We start from the raw sequence: 16,378 nt of genomic DNA on the forward strand, positions 1-16,378 counted from the left end.
GCGAGCAAGCCCGCTCCCACATTTGTCCTGTGCAACACCGGGCAACGTGCCACTTGCCATTTGCGTTGATGATAAGCATTATCATTAACTGCAAACCGGTCTGGTATCACTGTGAGCCAATCTCGCTTCAACCATGTCTTTCTCACCCAACGGGTGATTCTGCTTCGCACCTTGCAGCGGATGGTGAATAACCACAGCACCGCCGAGGACCTGTTGCAGGAAACCTACCTGCGCGTCACTCGGGCCCTGAGCGAACGGCCGATCGATCACCTTGAACCCTTCGTGTTTCAGACGGCGCGCAACCTGGCGCTGGACCACCTGCGTGCGCGCAGGATCCAGGCCCGCACGCTGCAAGAAGATGTTCCGCTGGATGTCCTGCAAAGCGTCGCTGCCCCCATCAGTACCCCCGAAGATGCCACCCAGGCCGAGCAAATGCTCGAAGCCCTGAGCGTCAGCCTCGGCCAGTTGAGCGCCCGCCAACAACAGATCTTCATCCTCAGCCGCCTGCATGGTTGCAGTTACCAGGAGATCGCCGATCAGTTGGAAGTGTCCTTGAGCACCGTGCAAAAGGAACTCAAATTGATTATGGCTATCTGCGTAGGTGTGGCCGAACGACTGGATCGGCCTTAAGCTTCACCCAACAGAAGCGTCGATCCCAGCTGCAAGAAAGTTGAATAGAACGTGGCGAAGACCCGAGGAACACCGTGACGGACCCGAATAAACTGCGCCCTCTCGAGCTGGCTCATGAGGTGTTGCAAGACACGGCCATGGACCAAGCCCTTGACTGGCTGATCGCCTTGCAGTGCCCGCTACCCGGGCAACAGACCGAATTCGAAGCCTGGCTGGCCAGCGATCCCGCCCACGTCCACGCCTTCGCCAAGGCCCAAGCCTCATGGGAGCGCGCGCCGGTTCACAGTGCCGCCGTCGCACTGGCCGTACCGCGCAAGTCCAGCGCTTGGCGCCGCATCAAACCGCATTGGAAACCGCTGGCCACCGCCGCTGTGCTGCTGATCGGCCTGTTCAGCTTCAGCAACCTGCCGGTGCGTCTGCAAGCCGACCACCTCACCGTGGTGGGCGAACGCCAGCGCCTGCAACTGGATGACGGCTCCAAAGTGTTGCTGAACACCAACTCGGCATTTTCCAGCAGTATCAAGGACCATCAGCGCCTCGCCCGACTGTACCAGGGCGAGGCGTTTTTCGAAGTCGTGCCCAACCATGGCCTGCCCCTGGAAATCGACGCCGGCCCCGTGCGCGCCAGCGTGCGTGATACCGCGTTCGCCGTGCGCTACCTGAATGGCGAAGCGCAGGTGCAAGTGCAACGCGGCGATGTCGACCTGAGCAACACCTTCGATGATGCCCGCGTGCGCTTGCGCGCCGGTGAAAGTATCCGCATCGGGCCCAAGGGTTTTGGCCAGCCGGCCAAGCTGGACGCCAACAAGGATCTGGCCTGGGTGCAAGGCCGGCTGATCTTCGAAAACTGCCCGATGAGCGAAGTGCTCGCCGAGCTGCGCCGTTATTATCCCGGCTGGATCGTCAACACCAATGATCAACTGGCCAGCGTCGCCGTCACCGGCAATTACCGCCTCGACCAGCCCCTGGACGTGGTGCGCTCCCTGGCCCACATCACCTCGGCCAAGCTGTCGGAATACCCGGCGCTGGTGATCTTGAACTAAATGAGAATTATTTTTACTCGATAGCTGAGGATCGTACGTCTCGTCTTAGCCAATGCAACTGATTCCTATTTGTTTCAGTTCGCAACTATAAGATTCGTACCCCGGAGCGCTCTCGATGTCCTCTCGTTTCAACCGCCGGTCCTCTTCGCCCGTCCTGTCCTTGCTGACCGCGGCCATCCTGCTGGCCGGTGCGCCGGTGATGACGGCCACCGCCGCCGAACCTACTGCACGCAGCCACGGCAACTACAACTTCAGCATCGAGCAGCAATCGCTGGTCTCGGCCCTCAACGCCTTTACCGCTGTGACCGGTTGGCAAGTCGGCCTGCCCGCTGAGTTGGGCCAGGGTGTGTCGTCCCCAGGCGTACGCGGCCCGTTGTCGCCGGGAAAAGCCCTGGACCGGCTGTTGGTGGGGACCAACCTGAGCTATCGCAAACTGGGCAGCAACAACATCATCCTGGAAAAGCGCGCAGCGGGGAGCACCCTCAACCTGCAACAGGTGACCATCAGCGCCACCCGCAGTGAGCAGGGCGTGAGCAGCGTACCGAGCACCGTCAGCGTGCATGATCGCGAAGAGCTGGACCGCCAGAACGTGAATACCATCCGTGAACTGGTGCGTTATGAGCCCAACGTCTCGGTAGGCGGTGCCGGTGGCCGCTCGAGCAATTCGGGCTACAACATTCGTGGCATCGACGGCGACCGCATCCTCACCCAAGTGGATGGTGTGGAGGTGCCGGACAACTTCTTCAACGGCCCTTACGCCAAGACCCGTCGCAACTACGTCGACCCGGAAATCGTCAAGCGCGTCGAGATTCTGCGCGGCCCGGCCTCAGCCCTGTACGGCAGCAGCGCCATTGGTGGTGCGGTGAGTTATTTCACCCTCGACCCGGACGACATCATCAAGCCCGGCAAGGACGTTGGCGCCCGCCTCAAGACCGGCTACAGCTCCGCCGATGAAAGCTGGCTGACCTCCGGCACCGTCGCCGGACGCGTGCAAGACTTCGACGGCTTGCTGCACCTGAGCCAGCGCAACGGCCATGAGATGGAATCCTATGATGGCAACAACGCCACGGGGCTGGCGCGCACTGGCGCCAACCCCGAGGACGCGCGCACCACCAACGTGCTGGCCAAGCTGGGCTGGAACTACGGTGACGACAATCGACTGGGCCTGACGTACGAGAAGTTCAAGGATGATCGCGACGTCAATCTCAAGAATGCCGTGGGTGGTCCGTTCACCGGCGGGCGTGGCTTCAACTTCTACCGTGCGCGGTCGGGCAACGACACCATCACCCGCGAGCGTTTCGGTATCGAAAACCGCTTTGCCCTGGACTCGCCGATTGCCGATCAGATCAAGACCAGCCTCAACTACCAGATCGCCAAGACCGACCAGACCACCGCCGAGATCTACCAGCCGTCGCGCCGTGTCTTGCGCACCCGCGAAACCCTTTACGAAGAAAAACAGTGGGTGTTCGACGCCCAATTGGACAAGGCCTTCAGCCTGGGTGAAACCGATCACCAACTGACCTATGGCACCACCCTCAAGCAACAGAAAGTCACCGGCTCCCGAGAAGGCGCAGCCAGCTGCCTGGCTGTTGGCGGCGGTTGCACGGCCATCGGCGCGCCCAGTCCGATTGCCAGCGATAGCGTAAAGAAGGCCAGTGACTTCCCGGACCCGACCATCAACACCTACTCGTTGTTCGCACAGGACCAGATCACTTGGGACAAATGGACCTTCCTGCCCGCCGTGCGTTACGACTACACCCAACTCAAACCCAAGTTGACTGAAGAGTTCCTCAACACTGTCGACCCGACGCGGATCTACGCCCACAGTGACAAGGAAAAAACCTGGCACCGTGTGACGCCCAAATTCGGCCTGACCTACGCACTGACCGATCACTACACCTGGTTCGGCCAATACGCTGAAGGCTTCCGCACACCGTCGGCCAAGGCCTTGTACGGCCGCTTTGAAAACCTGCAGCAGGGCTACACCGTCGAGCCCAACCCAGACCTAAAGCCGGAAAGCAGCAAGGGCGTGGAAACCGGAATTCGCGGCAACTTCGATTCCGGTTCGTTTGATATCGCTGTGTTCTACAACAAATACCGCGACTTCATCGACGAGGACGCCTCCGTCGCCGGCGGCACCTCACAGCAATTCGAAGCCAACAACATCAAGCACGCCACCATCAAAGGGATAGAAGCCAAAGGGCGCCTGAACCTCGATGCCTTCGGCGCACCGCAAGGCCTGTACACCCAGGGTTCGGTCGGCTACACCTATGGCCGCAACGACGACAATGGCGAGGCGCTCAACAGCGTCAACCCGCTCAAGGGCGTATTCGGCCTGGGCTACGACCAGGACAACTACGGTGGCCTGCTGAGCTGGACCCTGGTGAAAAAGCAGAACCGCGTCGACAGCACCACTTTTCACGCGCCTGACGGCAGCACCACTGGCCCCTTCAAGACCCCAGGCTTTGGCATCGTCGACCTGACCGGTTTCTACAAAGTCACCAACGACGTGACCATCAATGGCGGCCTCTACAACCTCACCGACAAGAAATACTGGAACTGGGACGACGTACGCAGCTACGACGGCGTCGGCGAAGCGGGCGTGACCTCCCCGGCCAACCTCGACCGCCTGACCCAGCCGGGTCGCAACTTTGCGATCAACGTGATCTGGGACATTTAAACCGCCCCTCTCACCTCGTCGAAATTTCACCGACGAGGTGAGGATTTTTTACTGTGCCGCGTCTTCTTGTTCGTCTAGTTGATAACAGCTCTCTTTAGGGCACCCAGGCGCTCCCCTTCTCAAGGACTTTTTCATGACCGCTTCTCCTACCGCAGAACGCCCAAGCCTACGCTCCCAGCGCCTGAACCAGATCACCAACGAGCCACACACCAAGCTCGACGCCCTGGTCAAAGCCCACGCGCCGTTCGAAACCCAGGCCAATTTCGCGCGTTTCGTGGTCGCGCAGTACCTGTTCCAGTCGGAGTTGGTGGCGTTGTACAACGATGCCGAGCTGATCAAGATCGTGCCGGACCTGGCCGCACGTTGCCGCGCCGAAGCCGCCAAGCTGGACCTGGGTGACCTCGACACTGAAGTGCCTGCACCGGTCGCCGGCGCCGTGAAGAACCCGAGCAAGGCCGAAGCCTTGGGCTGGCTGTTCGTGTCCGAAGGCTCCAAACTGGGCGCTGCGTTCCTGATCAAGCGCGCCGTGGGCCTGGGCCTGAGCGAAACCTTCGGTGCCCGTCACCTGGGTGAGCCGGCCGGTGGCCGTGCTGAAGGGTGGAAAAGCTTCACCCGTACGCTCGATGCCCTGGAATTCAACGCTGAAGAAGAGGCTGCGGTGGAAAAAGGCGCAATCGACGCGTTTGTACGCTTCACCGTCTTGCTGGAACAAGCGTACGCTAGCGCCCCTGAACTGGCCTGACTCTTGGTTGGAATGCGATAAAAATGTGGGAGCGGGCTTGCTGTGGTGAGCAGGCTTGCCCTGCGCTGGGCTGCGAAGCAGCCCCTTGGGTCGGCGGTGAGCCCGTCGGGGGACAAGCCCCACTCACCACAGCAAGCCCGCTCCCACATTTAGATCTCATTTCATATTGATTCTCTGTGATATCTCTACCTATGACCGGCAAAACCCAATCCACCTCGAAAATCGCCCGGATCCTCTTCGGCCTGCTGGCGTACGTCAGCCTGGGCATAGGGTTGATAGCGATTGTCGTGCCGGGTTTGCCCACCACCGAATTCATCCTGCTCGCCGCCTGGGCCGCCACCAAAAGCTCACCGCGCCTCAGCGCCTGGCTGGAAAACCACCGGCTGTTCGGGCCGATCCTGTTCAATTGGCGCAACGGCAAGATCATCGCCCGTCGTGCCAAAGTCAGCGCCACAGTGAGCATGCTGCTGTGCGCCCTCCTGATGCTGGTGATGCTCGACCACGGCTGGCCGATCTACCTGGCGATTGCCGGGATGAGCCTGGGCAATCTGTGGATCTGGTCACGTCCGGAGCGGCTTGTAGCGCCCGTATAATGTAGCCTGTAGGGTATTTCCTACCGCTCATCGCCTCTCTCTCATGAATTGAATCATGACGCCGATGTTTCAGACATAGCGCTGAATGGACTTGGCCTGCACTGCGTGCCTTCCAACAAGTCCATTCGTGAGTGAACCTATGTTCGACACCCTCTCCATTCGCTTGAAAATCGTGCTGCTATCAGGCCTTTGCCTCTTGGGGGTCATCGCACTGATCATCAGCATCAACCTCTACGAAACCAATCAGAACGATCAGCTGATCAGCGATTCAAGCTCGCGAATGCTCACCAACAGTGTGCAAAACCTGCTGCAATCCAAAGCCGCCGAACAGGCCGTGCAATTGCAGAAAACCTTTGGCGAAAACCTGTTGGTGGTGACGGCCCTCGCCGACCAGGTCAAGGACCTGCGCGCCCTGGCAGCCAAACGGTCCCTGGAACCCGCTGCCTTGCGGGAAGAACTCAACCAGAGCCTCAAGACCACCTTCGAGCGCAACAGCAAAGTGCTGGGTATCTGGCTGTCGTTCGAGCCCAATGGACTGGATGGCAAGGACAGCGAATTCGTCGGCGACAAGGCCCGCGTGTCCAACGAAAAAGGCCGTTTTTCCAGCTACTGGAGCCGCGCCGGCGGTGAAGGGCTGAACACCATCATGGTTGAAGAAGACCTGACCAAGACCACCCCCAACCTCAGCGGCACGCCCTACAACATCTGGTACACCTGCCCACGTGATACGCGCAGAGTGTGCCTGCTCGACCCCTACGCCGATGAAGTGGCCGGCAAGCAGATGCTGATGACCACCATTGCCTTGCCGCTGATCGTGGACGGCAAAGTCATCGGCGTGGTCGGTATCGACATCGCCCTCAACACCCTGCAAGCAGTGACGGACGCGGCGCAAAAAGAACTCTTCGACGGCGCGGCGCATCTGGAGATCCTGTCCAGTACCGGCCTGATTGCGGCGTATAGCGGTCAGCCGGACAAGGTCGGCAAAAATCTGATCGACATTCTCGCCGCCGAAGGCAAGGAGATCGTGCAACTGCTGGCCAGCGAGTCACCCATGATCCGCGAGCAGGACGACACCATCCGCGCCGTCTACCCGGTCAAGCCGATTGCCGACGCAAAATCCTGGGGCGTGGTGATCAAGCTGCCCAAGAACGTGATGCTGGCCGACACCTTGAAACTGCAGGACGTCCTCGACAAGGCCCAAGCCACCGGTACGCTCAAAGCCTTGCTGGTCGGCGCTGCCGCCGCGCTGCTGGGTCTGCTGCTGATCTGGCTGACCGCCACCGGGGTAACCCGTCCAATCAACAGCGTGGCCGCCATGCTCAAGGAGATCGCCAGTGGCGACGGCGACCTCACCCAGCGCCTGGCCTACACCAAGAAGGATGAACTCGGAGAATTGGTCAACTGGTTCAACCGCTTCCTCGACAAGCTGCAACCGACCATCGCCCAGATCAAGCAAAGTATCACTGAAGCCCGTGGCACCGCCGATCAGTCATCGGCCATCGCGCGCCAGACCAGCGAAGGCATGCAAGTGCAGTTCCGCGAAATCGACCAGGTGGCTACCGCGTCCAACGAGATGAGTGCCACTGCCCACGACGTCGCCAACAGCGCCTCCAACGCCGCCAACGCGGCACGCGGGGCTGATCAGTCGGCACGCGAAGGCATGTCGATCATCGAGCAGAGCACTCGCGACATCACCACCCTGGCCGAAGAAGTCAGCAAGGCCGTGGGCGAAGTCGAAGCCTTGGCGGTCAACAGCGAGCAGATCGGTTCGGTGCTGGAAGTGATCCGCAGCATCGCCGAGCAGACCAACCTGCTGGCGCTGAACGCCGCCATCGAAGCGGCACGCGCCGGGGAAAGCGGCCGTGGCTTTGCGGTGGTGGCCGACGAAGTGCGCAACCTGGCCAAGCGCACCCAGGACTCCGTGGAGGAAATCCGCCTGGTGATCGAGCGCATCCAGAGCGGCACCCGTGGCGTGGTGGCGACCATGCATTCAAGCCAGAGCCAGGCCCAGAGCAATGCCGGGCAGATCCATCAAGCGGTGCAGGCCTTGGGCAAGATCAGCGATGCGGTGACCGTGATCAGCGACATGAACTTGCAAATCGCCAGCGCCGCCGAACAACAGAGCGCCGTGGCCGAAGAGGTCAACCGCAACGTCTCGGCGATCCGTACAGTGACCGAAACCCTCACCGGCCAGGCCACCGAGTCGGCGGCCATCAGCAGCCAACTCAATGCGTTGGCCAGCCAGCAGATGAAGCTGATGGATCAGTTCAGGGTCTGAACAGCTTGCACAAAACCCTGTAGGAGCCGGCTTGCCGGCTCCTACCATTAGAGACCAGTCCAAGCCTGGACAAACGCCGCCACATCCTCTTTAGCCGCGGTACGCGGCGGGTTTTGCGGCGTGCCCAGGTAGAGGAAGCCAATCACTTCCTCGTCGGCCGCAAGGCCCAGGCCTTTGGCAACGTGGGCCGAGTAGGACAGTTCACCCGTGCGCCACACGGCGCCAATCCCCTGGGCATACGCCGCCAGCAGGATGCCGTGAGCCGCACAGGCGGCTGCCAGCAATTGTTCGGATTTCGGCACCTTGAAATGTTCCTGCAAACGGGCAATCACCACCACCACCAACGGCGCACGCAACGGGCCATTCTGGGCCTTGTCGATGGCGGCTTGCGGCGCATCGGCGTCCTGCAGGCGTGCGGCTTCGGCCAGCAGCGTGCCCATTTGCTCACGGGCAGCCCCTTCAACCGTGAGGAAACGCCACGGGCGCAGTTGGCCGTGGTCAGGCGCGCGCATGGCGGCGGCGAACAGCACGTCGCGCTGCTCCTGGGTCGGCGCCGGTTCCAGCAGACGCGGCACGGAAACACGGTTGAGCAAAGCGTCGAGAGCCTGCATTGGCCACCTCCAGAGAAAAATGTGCGGCCATTCTAGCGGGAATGAATCGGATTCGACCAAACGATAATTGCTCTTATTCATTGCGCCCCGCCCTGTTAGACTTTGCGACCTTATTTTTCGTCTTCGTCCGGGAAACTCGATGTTCCGTTCGCTTTTTCGCCTGTCCGCAGCCGTGCTGGCCTTGAGCCTGAGCGCCTGCGATGACGCGCCCAGGTTTACCAAGGCCGAGCCGGGTGAATCACGGGCGGGCGGCGCTGCGACGGTGAACAAGCGCGACCAGAATGCATTTTCCCTGCCCTCGGCCAACCTGTCGCCCACCCGCCGCTTGGACTTCAGCGTGGGCAACAGCTTCTTTCGCAGCCCCTGGGTGATCGCGCCGTCCACTACCACCGCGCGTGATGGCTTGGGCCCACTGTTCAATACCAATGCGTGCCAGAACTGCCATATAAAAGACGGACGGGGACATCCGCCATTGCCCGACGCCCCCAATGCGGTGTCGATGCTGGTACGCCTGTCGATTCCGGATGCAGCGCCGTATGCCAAGCTCATCGAACAGGTCGGCGTGGTGCCCGAGCCGGTCTACGGCGGGCAACTGCAGGACATGGCCGTGCCAGGCGTGCTGCCTGAAGGCAAGGTGCGAGTCGACTACACACCGGTCAACGTGACGTTCGAGGACGGCACGGTGGTCGAGTTGCGCAAGCCGGACCTGCAAATCACCCAGCTCGGCTACGGCCCGATGCATCCGGATACGCGTTTTTCCGCACGCATCGCCCCGCCCATGATCGGCCTGGGCCTGCTCGAAGCCATCAGCGACGCCGATATCCTGCGCAACACCAACCCGAAGACCGCCGACAAAGAAGCCATCGTCGGCCGCGCCAATTGGGTCTGGGACGACGCGCAGCAAAAAACCGTGCTCGGGCGATTTGGCTGGAAAGCCGGGCAACCCAACCTCAATCAACAAAATGTTCACGCGTTTTCTGGTGATATGGGCCTCACCACCTCGTTGAGACCCTTCGATGACTGCACCGATGCCCAAGTCGCCTGCAAACAGGCCCCCAACGGCAATGGCCCCGATGGCGAGCCGGAAGTCAGCGACAACATCCTGCGCCTGGTGCTGTTCTATACCCGTAACCTCGCCGTGCCGGCGCGCCGTGGCGTCAACACGCCGCAGGTGCTGGCCGGCAAAAACCTGTTCTACCAGGCCGGTTGCCAGGGTTGCCACAAACCCGTGTTCACCACGGCGGCCAATGCCGCTGAACCTGAGCTGGCCAACCAAGTGATTCGTCCGTACAGCGATCTGCTGTTGCACGACATGGGCGAAGGCCTGGCCGACAACCGTAGCGAATTCAAAGCCGGTGGCCGCGATTGGCGCACGCCGCCGTTGTGGGGCATCGGCCTGACACAAACCGTGAGTGGCCACACCCAGTTCTTGCATGACGGCCGCGCCCGCAACCCGCTGGAGGCCGTGCTGTGGCACGGCGGTGAAGCACAAGCGGCGCAGCAGCATGTGTTGTCCTTTAATGCCGAGCAGCGCGCTGCGTTGCTGGCGTTCCTGAATTCTTTATAAGCTTCGCCCCAATTACAGAAGGGAGCTCGACATGTTCCGTCCCAAGTTGTTGTTCACCAGCCTGGCCGCCCTCGCCCTCGGCGCCTGCTCGCCGCAAGACCCGCAAGCGGTGACCTCGGCGGCCATTGCCAAGCAAGTGATCCTGCCGACCTACAGCCGTTGGGTCGAAGCCGACCGCCAACTGGCCGTCAGCGCCCTGGCCTACTGCCAAGGCAAAGAGAGCCTGGACACTGCCCGTGCCGACTTCCTGCATGCGCAAAAGGCCTGGGCCGAGCTGCAACCGCTGTTGATCGGCCCGCTGGCCGAAGGCAACCGTTCGTGGCAGGTGCAGTTCTGGCCAGACAAGAAGAACCTGGTCGGCCGCCAGGTCGAGCAGTTGGTCGCCAGCCAGCCGCAGATCGATGGCGCCGCCCTGGCCAAGTCCAGCGTGGTGGTGCAAGGCCTGTCGGCCTACGAATACATCCTCTATGACGCCAAGACCGATATTGCCGACGACGCACAAAAGGCCCGTTACTGCCCGCTGCTGGTGGCCATCGGCGACCGTCAGAAGGCCCTGGCCGAAGAAATCCTGGCCAGCTGGAACAGCACCGACGGCATGCTGGCGCAGATGACCAAGTTTCCGAACCAGCGTTACGCCGATTCCCACGAAGCCATTGCCGATCTGCTGCGCGTCCAAGTGACCGCACTGGACACCCTGAAGAAAAAACTTGGCACGCCGATGGGCCGCCAGACCAAGGGCATCCCGCAGCCATTCCAAGCCGATGCATGGCGCAGCCAGTCGTCCCTGCAAAGCCTCGAAGCCAGCCTCGCCGCCGCCCAGACCGTATGGGTCGGCGTCGACAACAAAGGCCTGCGTGGCCTGCTGCCGTCCGAACAGAAGCCGCTGGCCGACAAGATCGACGCCGCCTATGCCGCGTCCCTCAAACTGTTCGCCAGCAACCAGCGCACCCTCAATGAACTGCTGGCCGACGACGCCGGGCGCCAGCAGCTCAACGATATCTACGACAGCCTCAACGTCGTCCACCGCCTGCACGAAGGCGAATTGGCCAAGGCGCTGGGTATCCAACTGGGCTTTAACGCCAACGACGGTGACTGATGATGCTCAGGCGACAGGCTTTGGCGGTTGGCAGCGTGCTGCTCAGTGCACTCACTTTGGGCGGCTGGACGCTGTTCAAAGGGAAAGACAAGGGCCCGCTGCTGCTGTCGGCGCGGGATGATGCAGACGGCAAGCACTACGCCGTGGGCTATCGCCTGGACGGCAAGCAAGTGTTTGCTACCCAGGTCGGCCAACGCTGCCACGACATCATCAACCACCCTACGCTGCCGATTGCGCTGTTTGTCGCCCGCCGCCCGGGCACCGAGAGTTACCTGATCGACCTGCGCGATGGCACGCTGCTGCAAACCATCACCTCCAAGGCCAATCGCCACTTCTATGGCCACGCGGTCATTCACAAGAGCGGCGACTGGCTGTACGCCACCGAGAACGACACGACCGACCCCGGCCGTGGCCTGCTCGGCGTGTACAGGTTCGAAGGCGAGCGGTTGGTGCATACCGGCGAGATCTCCACCCACGGCATCGGCCCGCACCAAGTGTCGTGGATGCCCGACGGTGAGACGCTGGTGGTCGCCAACGGCGGCATTCGCACCGAAGCCGAAAGCCGCGTGGAAATGAACCTCAACGCCATGGAGCCAAGCCTGGTGCTGATGCACCGCGATGGCACGCTGATCAGCAAGGAAACCCTGGGCCAGCAGATGAACAGCGTGCGCCATATGGGGATCGCCAGCGACGGTACCATCCTTACCGGGCAGCAGTTCATGGGGGCGTCACAGGAGCGTTCCGAGTTGTTGGCAATCAAACGGCCGGGCCAGCCATTCGTGGCGTTCCCGGTGGCCGATGAGCAGTTGCAGGCCATGGGGCACTACACCGCCAGCGTCGCGGTGCACAGCGAGTTGCGCCTGGTCGCGTTGACGGCTCCTCGGGGCAACCGCTTCTTTATCTGGGACATGGACAGTGGCGAGTTGCGCCTGGATGGACCGCTACCCGACTGTGCTGGAGTCGGCGCAGTCGAGGATGGCTTTATCGTGACCTCCGGCCAAGGCCGTTGCCGGTTCTACGATTGCCGCCAGAAACCGTTGGTAGCAAAACCGTTGGAATTGCCGGCAGGGCTCTGGGATAACCATCTGCATCTGATCTGAGCTGGCGCACAGCAAAAAAAAGGGCCTCGCATCGCAAGGCCCTTTCCTGGGGGTTTGAATCGTTTCAACTCTGTGGCCTCATCCCTTGAGACATGCCGAACATGAACAGCAACAACTCATGATCAGGCTTGGCCGCAGTGCTCGCCTTGGCGACGCGCGGCAACAGGCATTGCGCGCCACCCTGCGTTGCACTGAGCACCTGTGTGCGAGGCTGTTCCCAGGCCGCCAGCGCCAAGGCTGCAACGCCCAGCGCCCCGACCAAAAACAAACCTCGTGCTATTTCTAGCTTCATCTGGTTAAACCCTTGATAGCGCTGCCAAACGCCGTCTCGTAAAAGTAGCTGAGTTTCTTCCAGTCCGCGTCATTCCACGACGAATGGCGGCGCAGTTGCAGCATGTCATGGGAAGCGGCCCGATAAGCGGTCAAGCGCTGGCGGCATTTCTCGAAATCCAGCAGCGCCACTTCGACATTGGCCGAATCACCTTCGCCTGTCACTCGCACAAAAATATGCTTGATGTACAAACAGCCATGCTGCCAGCGCCCCCGGTGCATACGCGCCAGGGTACCGGCCAATTCCTTGAGCACGCGCTCATGCACCAACTCGCCGTACTGTTCACGACCACCGGCGGCGTACCAGTTTTCGATCTCGTCGAAGCCGTCGAGGGCTGCGGTCACCAGCAGTGCCTGCCAGCGGTGCTCAGGGTCGCGGCGCGCCTCGCAAAAAACCATTTCGGGCACGCGTACATCCAACAGGCGCAGGCCCTTGATCGCATCCCGCTCACGCAACACGGTGGGACGGCCAAACGGATGTAACCAACTGCGGTAGATATGTCCGGTCTGACGCTTGCTGTAAAGCAAACGTCCATTGGCGCTCATCACGCGCTGCACGCCGCTTTCTCCACCTCGCCGACGGTTGGGTTCTTCAACCCACTCGCCCTGCTGGCGCCAGAAGTAATCAAATCGTTCTTCGGGAGCTACATGACTGCCTGCTATGCACTCAACTGCCATCCTGTTACCTCTTGCGCAATACATACACTCGCCACATGGCGTAGAGCGGAATGAAGTCCAGGGACTCCTGGACACGAAAACCGGCTTCCTCGAATTCTGCTTCAACAGTAGCAGCCGGTAACACAAACCGGTTTTGGTAACCTTCCTGCTCACCCTTCTTGCGACGTTTCAGTTCGGTGCGCTTGCGCTTCCAGGCCTTGAAATTGCCGTCCACCCACAGCGAAAGGATCACGCTGTCACGTGTAACACGCTGAAACTCCCGCAGTATCGCCAACCGATGCGCTGGATCACCAATGTGGTGCATCAGGCGCATGCAGAAAATACTGTCGACAGCGTTATCCGGTAGATCGATATCAAAGGCAGAAGTCTGCAAAGGTCGTACCCGTTTCACGACGTCAGCGGGCTGGGCGACCGTCGCGACCTTCAACATGGAGGCCGAGTTGTCCGCGCCGATAATCACGCGATTGGGTTTTTCCGCCAACAATGGCCAGAAGCGCCCCGCACCGCACGGCAGATCCAACACCAGCCCCGGCTCGCCGGCCATCGCCAGAGCGCCACGGGCCAATTGCTCGTCGCGTTTGTGAGACAGTCGACGGGCCAGATTGTCCTGATGTTTGAGCAAATAATTCTGCGCGTGCTCGTCGTCGTACTTTTCGGAAAATTCGAGTTTGATCGGGGTAGACATCAACGGATCTCCAGTTGCTGATGCCTACAAAAGTAAACAGCGCACTGTGATCAACAGGTCAACCCGTTGTGAAAAACTTGTCCTGTCCAATCTCATACATTTCAAGACTTTACAGACACAAGCAATAGCATGGGGCCATCTTCGCCGATTTACCGGGATCTCTGGCAGGATAACGGCAGAGGGTGAAGTCAGGCCTAGACCTGACTCAATTGCACATGAAAGCGGCAGCCGTTGGGCTCCATGGTGCTGAGACTCACGGTCCAGCCCTGGTTCTCGCAGATGCGCTGGACCAGTGACAACCCTAGGCCCAGGCCTTCTCCACGCTTCTCGCTGCCGCGTACAAACGGCTCGAACATCGCCTCACGTTTGTCTTCGGGAATACCGACGCCGCTGTCTTCCACCACAAAGCCCGTGGGTTCCAGGGTCAGGCGGATAAACCCTTGCTCGGTGTAATGCAGGGCGTTGCGCAGCAGGTTGCCCATGACGGCGTGCAGGAAGGTGGTGTTATAGCGCGTATCCAGAGGGTTACCGGGGTTGTAGATCAGCTCCAGGCCTTTTTGCTCTATGGGCTCGCGCCAGATGCCGAGCAGATCATCGGCCACCTGCGCGAGGTTGACCTGCTGCGACATGGCCGATTCATCGTGCTGGGCACGGGCCAGCATCAGAAAGGTCTGCACCAGTTCGCGCATCTCTTCGCAAGCCCGGGCGATACGCAGCACCTGGTTACGCCCCCGCTGGTCAATGGCCGGGTTTTCCAGCAGCAGTTCGCAAGAGCTGGCCAATACCATTAACGGCGTGCGCAATTCGTGGCTCACATCGCTGGTGAACAACTGCTCACGGGACAGCGCCTGACGCAGGCGCCCCAGCGTGGCATCGAAGGCCACGGCCAACTCACCCACTTCATCCGCTGCGTAGTCCGGCGCCAGCGGCGGGGCCAGGCCCAGCAGTTGGTCACGGTGGCGCACCTGGCGGGCCAGCCGCACAACCGGCGCCATGACTTTGCGCGCCAGCACCCAACCCAGGAACACCGCCAGCGCCAGGCTGAGTACGAAACCCACCAGCACCACGGCAAACAGCACGCGCTCGCGCTCTTCAAAATCGCTTTGATCCTGCAGCAGCACGTAGCGCCGACCATCAACCACTTCGACCATGGCGTGGTACGACAGCGCTTCGCGGAACACTTCATGGAAACCGGGTTCAAGGTGGCGCAAATCCTTGGGCAACTCAAAATCGCCAGGGCCGCCACTGAAGTAAAACAGCTGATCCGGCTCGGGCCGGTGCCGCCAGTCTTCGACCGTGTCCATCAGCAGCAAGCGTTGCAGGTCACCGCCCAGGCCCGCCGAGATCAACTTCTCTTCCACCAGGTGCACTGTCGCGACAATGCCCATGGCGAAGGCTCCCGCCACCAACGCACTCATCAAGGCAAAGGCAATGATGATCCGTTGGGCAAGGCTTTGCTTAAACTCCATCTCGACCCTCAGCCAGGCGATAACCGACGCCGTGCACCGTTTGCAGCAGTGGCTTGGCGAACGGCTTGTCGATCACTTGGCGCAATTGATGGACATGGCTGCGCAGGCTGTCGCTGTCCGGGCAGTCGTCGCCCCACAGCGCTTCTTCAAGGATTTCGCGGCGCAGCACGTGCGGGCTCTTCTGCATCAACACCGCCAGCAGCTTCAGGCCGACCGGATTGAGTTTGAGCAGGCGGCCTTCACGGGTCACCTCCAGGGTATCGAGGTCGTAATGCAGGTCGGCGACTTGCAGGGCGCGACGACCGCCACCCTGGGCGCGGCGCAGTACGGCTTCGATGCGCGCGGCCAATTCGGACAGGGCAAACGGCTTGAGCAGGTAGTCATCGGCGCCGGACTTGAAGCCCTGCAGCCGGTCATCCAATTGGTCGCGGGCGGTGAGCATGATCACCGGCGTATCGCGGCGCGCATCTTCGCGCAGGCGTTTGCACAGGGTGTAGCCATCGATGCCGGGCAACATGATGTCGAGCACGATCAGGTCGTAATGCTCGGTAGCGGCCAGGTGCAGGCCCGACAAACCGTCCTGCGCACAGTCCACGGTATAGCCTTTTAGCCCCAGGTAATCGGCCAAGTTGGCCAGAATATCGCGGTTGTCTTCAACCAATAGAATTCGCATGGGCAGTGTCTCCGTACGCGGTAACGGCCGTGTTGGCTCGCGCAGCTTAAGGCCAAGTGTGGCTCAGGGATAGGCCTGTGAGACCCGTCGATTAAGCTTTTCAACCGATATTTTAGTTGAACGAGATTTTCACTATAGCTTCACAAACCGATGACAGCGCCAGCGCTAAAATGGCCGCCAAACAAACGGCCCTTGCCTCCCCT

Annotated in this window: 15 protein-coding genes and 1 pseudogene; 10 read left to right on the forward strand and 6 right to left on the reverse strand. The window is 60.9% G+C overall.

Annotated elements, in window-relative coordinates; genetic code table 11:
* Positions 1 to 111: 111 nt before the first annotated feature.
* From RB216_RS23730 to RB216_RS29935, 7 genes and pseudogenes are all read left to right on the forward strand, one after another.
* Positions 112 to 630 carry an RNA polymerase sigma factor gene (locus RB216_RS23730; protein ID WP_028617780.1) on the forward strand — a complete coding sequence of 173 codons (519 nt, stop codon included), beginning with the start codon at positions 112 to 114 and terminating at the stop codon, positions 628 to 630.
* 74 nt (positions 631 to 704) lie between these two features.
* Positions 705 to 1,673, forward strand: a complete 969-nt coding sequence (locus RB216_RS23735; RefSeq protein ID WP_308907967.1) for a FecR family protein — start codon at positions 705 to 707, stop codon at positions 1,671 to 1,673.
* Positions 1,674 to 1,788: 115 nt separating this feature from the next.
* Complete coding sequence (locus tag RB216_RS23740; RefSeq protein WP_308907968.1) at positions 1,789 to 4,353, forward strand: TonB-dependent receptor; 2,565 nt, start codon at positions 1,789 to 1,791, stop codon at positions 4,351 to 4,353.
* Positions 4,354 to 4,486: 133 nt separating this feature from the next.
* Positions 4,487 to 5,095, forward strand: a complete 609-nt coding sequence (locus RB216_RS23745; RefSeq protein ID WP_028617783.1) for a biliverdin-producing heme oxygenase — start codon at positions 4,487 to 4,489, stop codon at positions 5,093 to 5,095.
* A gap of 191 nt (positions 5,096 to 5,286) precedes the next feature.
* A complete protein-coding gene (locus RB216_RS23750) occupies positions 5,287 to 5,688 on the forward strand; it encodes a YbaN family protein (RefSeq protein ID WP_028617784.1) in 402 nt (133 codons plus the stop codon).
* A gap of 280 nt (positions 5,689 to 5,968) precedes the next feature.
* Positions 5,969 to 7,108: pseudogene (locus RB216_RS29930) on the forward strand (methyl-accepting chemotaxis protein); the annotation flags it as partial.
* 102 nt (positions 7,109 to 7,210) lie between these two features.
* Positions 7,211 to 7,966, forward strand: a complete 756-nt coding sequence (locus RB216_RS29935) for a methyl-accepting chemotaxis protein (protein ID WP_372514817.1) — start codon at positions 7,211 to 7,213, stop codon at positions 7,964 to 7,966.
* A gap of 47 nt (positions 7,967 to 8,013) precedes the next feature.
* Here RB216_RS29935 and RB216_RS23760 read toward each other — a convergent pair whose 3' ends face one another.
* A complete protein-coding gene (locus RB216_RS23760) occupies positions 8,014 to 8,577 on the reverse strand; it encodes an NAD(P)H nitroreductase (protein WP_028617786.1) in 564 nt (187 codons plus the stop codon).
* A 139-nt stretch (positions 8,578 to 8,716) separates the two neighbouring features.
* Between RB216_RS23760 and RB216_RS23765 the strand changes: the two genes are divergently transcribed.
* From RB216_RS23765 to RB216_RS23775, 3 genes are read left to right on the forward strand one after another with little or no spacing between them, the layout of a single operon-like run.
* Positions 8,717 to 10,144 (forward strand): di-heme oxidoreductase family protein, encoded by a 1,428-nt coding sequence (locus tag RB216_RS23765; RefSeq protein ID WP_028617787.1) that lies wholly within the window; start codon positions 8,717 to 8,719, stop codon positions 10,142 to 10,144.
* A 31-nt stretch (positions 10,145 to 10,175) separates the two neighbouring features.
* The gene (locus RB216_RS23770) at positions 10,176 to 11,240 is read left to right on the forward strand and encodes an imelysin family protein (RefSeq protein WP_016975505.1); all 1,065 of its coding nucleotides are present in this window, start codon (positions 10,176 to 10,178) and stop codon (positions 11,238 to 11,240) included.
* A 2-nt stretch (positions 11,241 to 11,242) separates the two neighbouring features.
* Positions 11,243 to 12,340, forward strand: coding sequence for a DUF1513 domain-containing protein (locus RB216_RS23775; RefSeq protein ID WP_068935945.1), 1,098 nt, complete (start codon positions 11,243 to 11,245; stop codon positions 12,338 to 12,340).
* Positions 12,341 to 12,404: 64 nt separating this feature from the next.
* On the opposite strand, the gene RB216_RS23780 is transcribed toward RB216_RS23775, so the two are convergent.
* The 5 genes from RB216_RS23780 to colR form a co-directional block, all read right to left on the reverse strand.
* Positions 12,405 to 12,632, reverse strand: a complete 228-nt coding sequence (locus tag RB216_RS23780; protein ID WP_028617789.1) for a hypothetical protein — start codon at positions 12,630 to 12,632, stop codon at positions 12,405 to 12,407.
* Positions 12,629 to 13,348, reverse strand: coding sequence for a lipopolysaccharide kinase InaA family protein (locus RB216_RS23785; protein ID WP_308907969.1), 720 nt, complete (start codon positions 13,346 to 13,348; stop codon positions 12,629 to 12,631). The genes RB216_RS23780 and RB216_RS23785 overlap by 4 nt, the downstream gene beginning before the upstream one ends.
* A gap of 4 nt (positions 13,349 to 13,352) precedes the next feature.
* Positions 13,353 to 14,033 carry a class I SAM-dependent methyltransferase gene (locus RB216_RS23790; RefSeq protein ID WP_028617791.1) on the reverse strand — a complete coding sequence of 227 codons (681 nt, stop codon included), beginning with the start codon at positions 14,031 to 14,033 and terminating at the stop codon, positions 13,353 to 13,355.
* A 194-nt stretch (positions 14,034 to 14,227) separates the two neighbouring features.
* Positions 14,228 to 15,502, reverse strand: coding sequence for a sensor histidine kinase (locus tag RB216_RS23795; protein WP_028617792.1), 1,275 nt, complete (start codon positions 15,500 to 15,502; stop codon positions 14,228 to 14,230).
* A complete protein-coding gene (gene colR, locus RB216_RS23800; protein WP_016975511.1) occupies positions 15,492 to 16,175 on the reverse strand; it encodes a two-component system response regulator ColR in 684 nt (227 codons plus the stop codon). The genes RB216_RS23795 and colR overlap by 11 nt, the downstream gene beginning before the upstream one ends.
* Between the last annotated feature and the right edge of the window lie 203 nt (positions 16,176 to 16,378).

This window comes from Pseudomonas canadensis, from assembly GCF_030980095.1.
Classification (GTDB): Bacteria; Pseudomonadota; Gammaproteobacteria; order Pseudomonadales; family Pseudomonadaceae; genus Aquipseudomonas; species Aquipseudomonas canadensis.

What these genes read in the sequence shown, in the direction of transcription:
- RB216_RS23740 (WP_308907968.1), top strand. Translation starts at nt 1,789, where the DNA reads ATGTCCTCTCGTTTCAACCGCCGGTCCTCTTCGCCCGTCCTGTCCTTG.
- RB216_RS23745 (WP_028617783.1), top strand. Translation starts at nt 4,487, where the DNA reads ATGACCGCTTCTCCTACCGCAGAACGCCCAAGCCTACGCTCCCAGCGC.
- RB216_RS23750 (WP_028617784.1), top strand. Translation starts at nt 5,287, where the DNA reads ATGACCGGCAAAACCCAATCCACCTCGAAAATCGCCCGGATCCTCTTC.
- RB216_RS29935 (WP_372514817.1), top strand. Translation starts at nt 7,211, where the DNA reads ATGCAAGTGCAGTTCCGCGAAATCGACCAGGTGGCTACCGCGTCCAAC.
- RB216_RS23760 (WP_028617786.1), bottom strand. Translation starts at nt 8,577, where the DNA reads ATGCAGGCTCTCGACGCTTTGCTCAACCGTGTTTCCGTGCCGCGTCTG.
- RB216_RS23765 (WP_028617787.1), top strand. Translation starts at nt 8,717, where the DNA reads ATGTTCCGTTCGCTTTTTCGCCTGTCCGCAGCCGTGCTGGCCTTGAGC.
- RB216_RS23770 (WP_016975505.1), top strand. Translation starts at nt 10,176, where the DNA reads ATGTTCCGTCCCAAGTTGTTGTTCACCAGCCTGGCCGCCCTCGCCCTC.
- RB216_RS23775 (WP_068935945.1), top strand. Translation starts at nt 11,243, where the DNA reads ATGCTCAGGCGACAGGCTTTGGCGGTTGGCAGCGTGCTGCTCAGTGCA.
- RB216_RS23780 (WP_028617789.1), bottom strand. Translation starts at nt 12,632, where the DNA reads ATGAAGCTAGAAATAGCACGAGGTTTGTTTTTGGTCGGGGCGCTGGGC.
- RB216_RS23785 (WP_308907969.1), bottom strand. Translation starts at nt 13,348, where the DNA reads ATGGCAGTTGAGTGCATAGCAGGCAGTCATGTAGCTCCCGAAGAACGA.
- RB216_RS23790 (WP_028617791.1), bottom strand. Translation starts at nt 14,033, where the DNA reads ATGTCTACCCCGATCAAACTCGAATTTTCCGAAAAGTACGACGACGAG.
- RB216_RS23795 (WP_028617792.1), bottom strand. Translation starts at nt 15,502, where the DNA reads ATGGAGTTTAAGCAAAGCCTTGCCCAACGGATCATCATTGCCTTTGCC.
- colR (WP_016975511.1), bottom strand. Translation starts at nt 16,175, where the DNA reads ATGCGAATTCTATTGGTTGAAGACAACCGCGATATTCTGGCCAACTTG.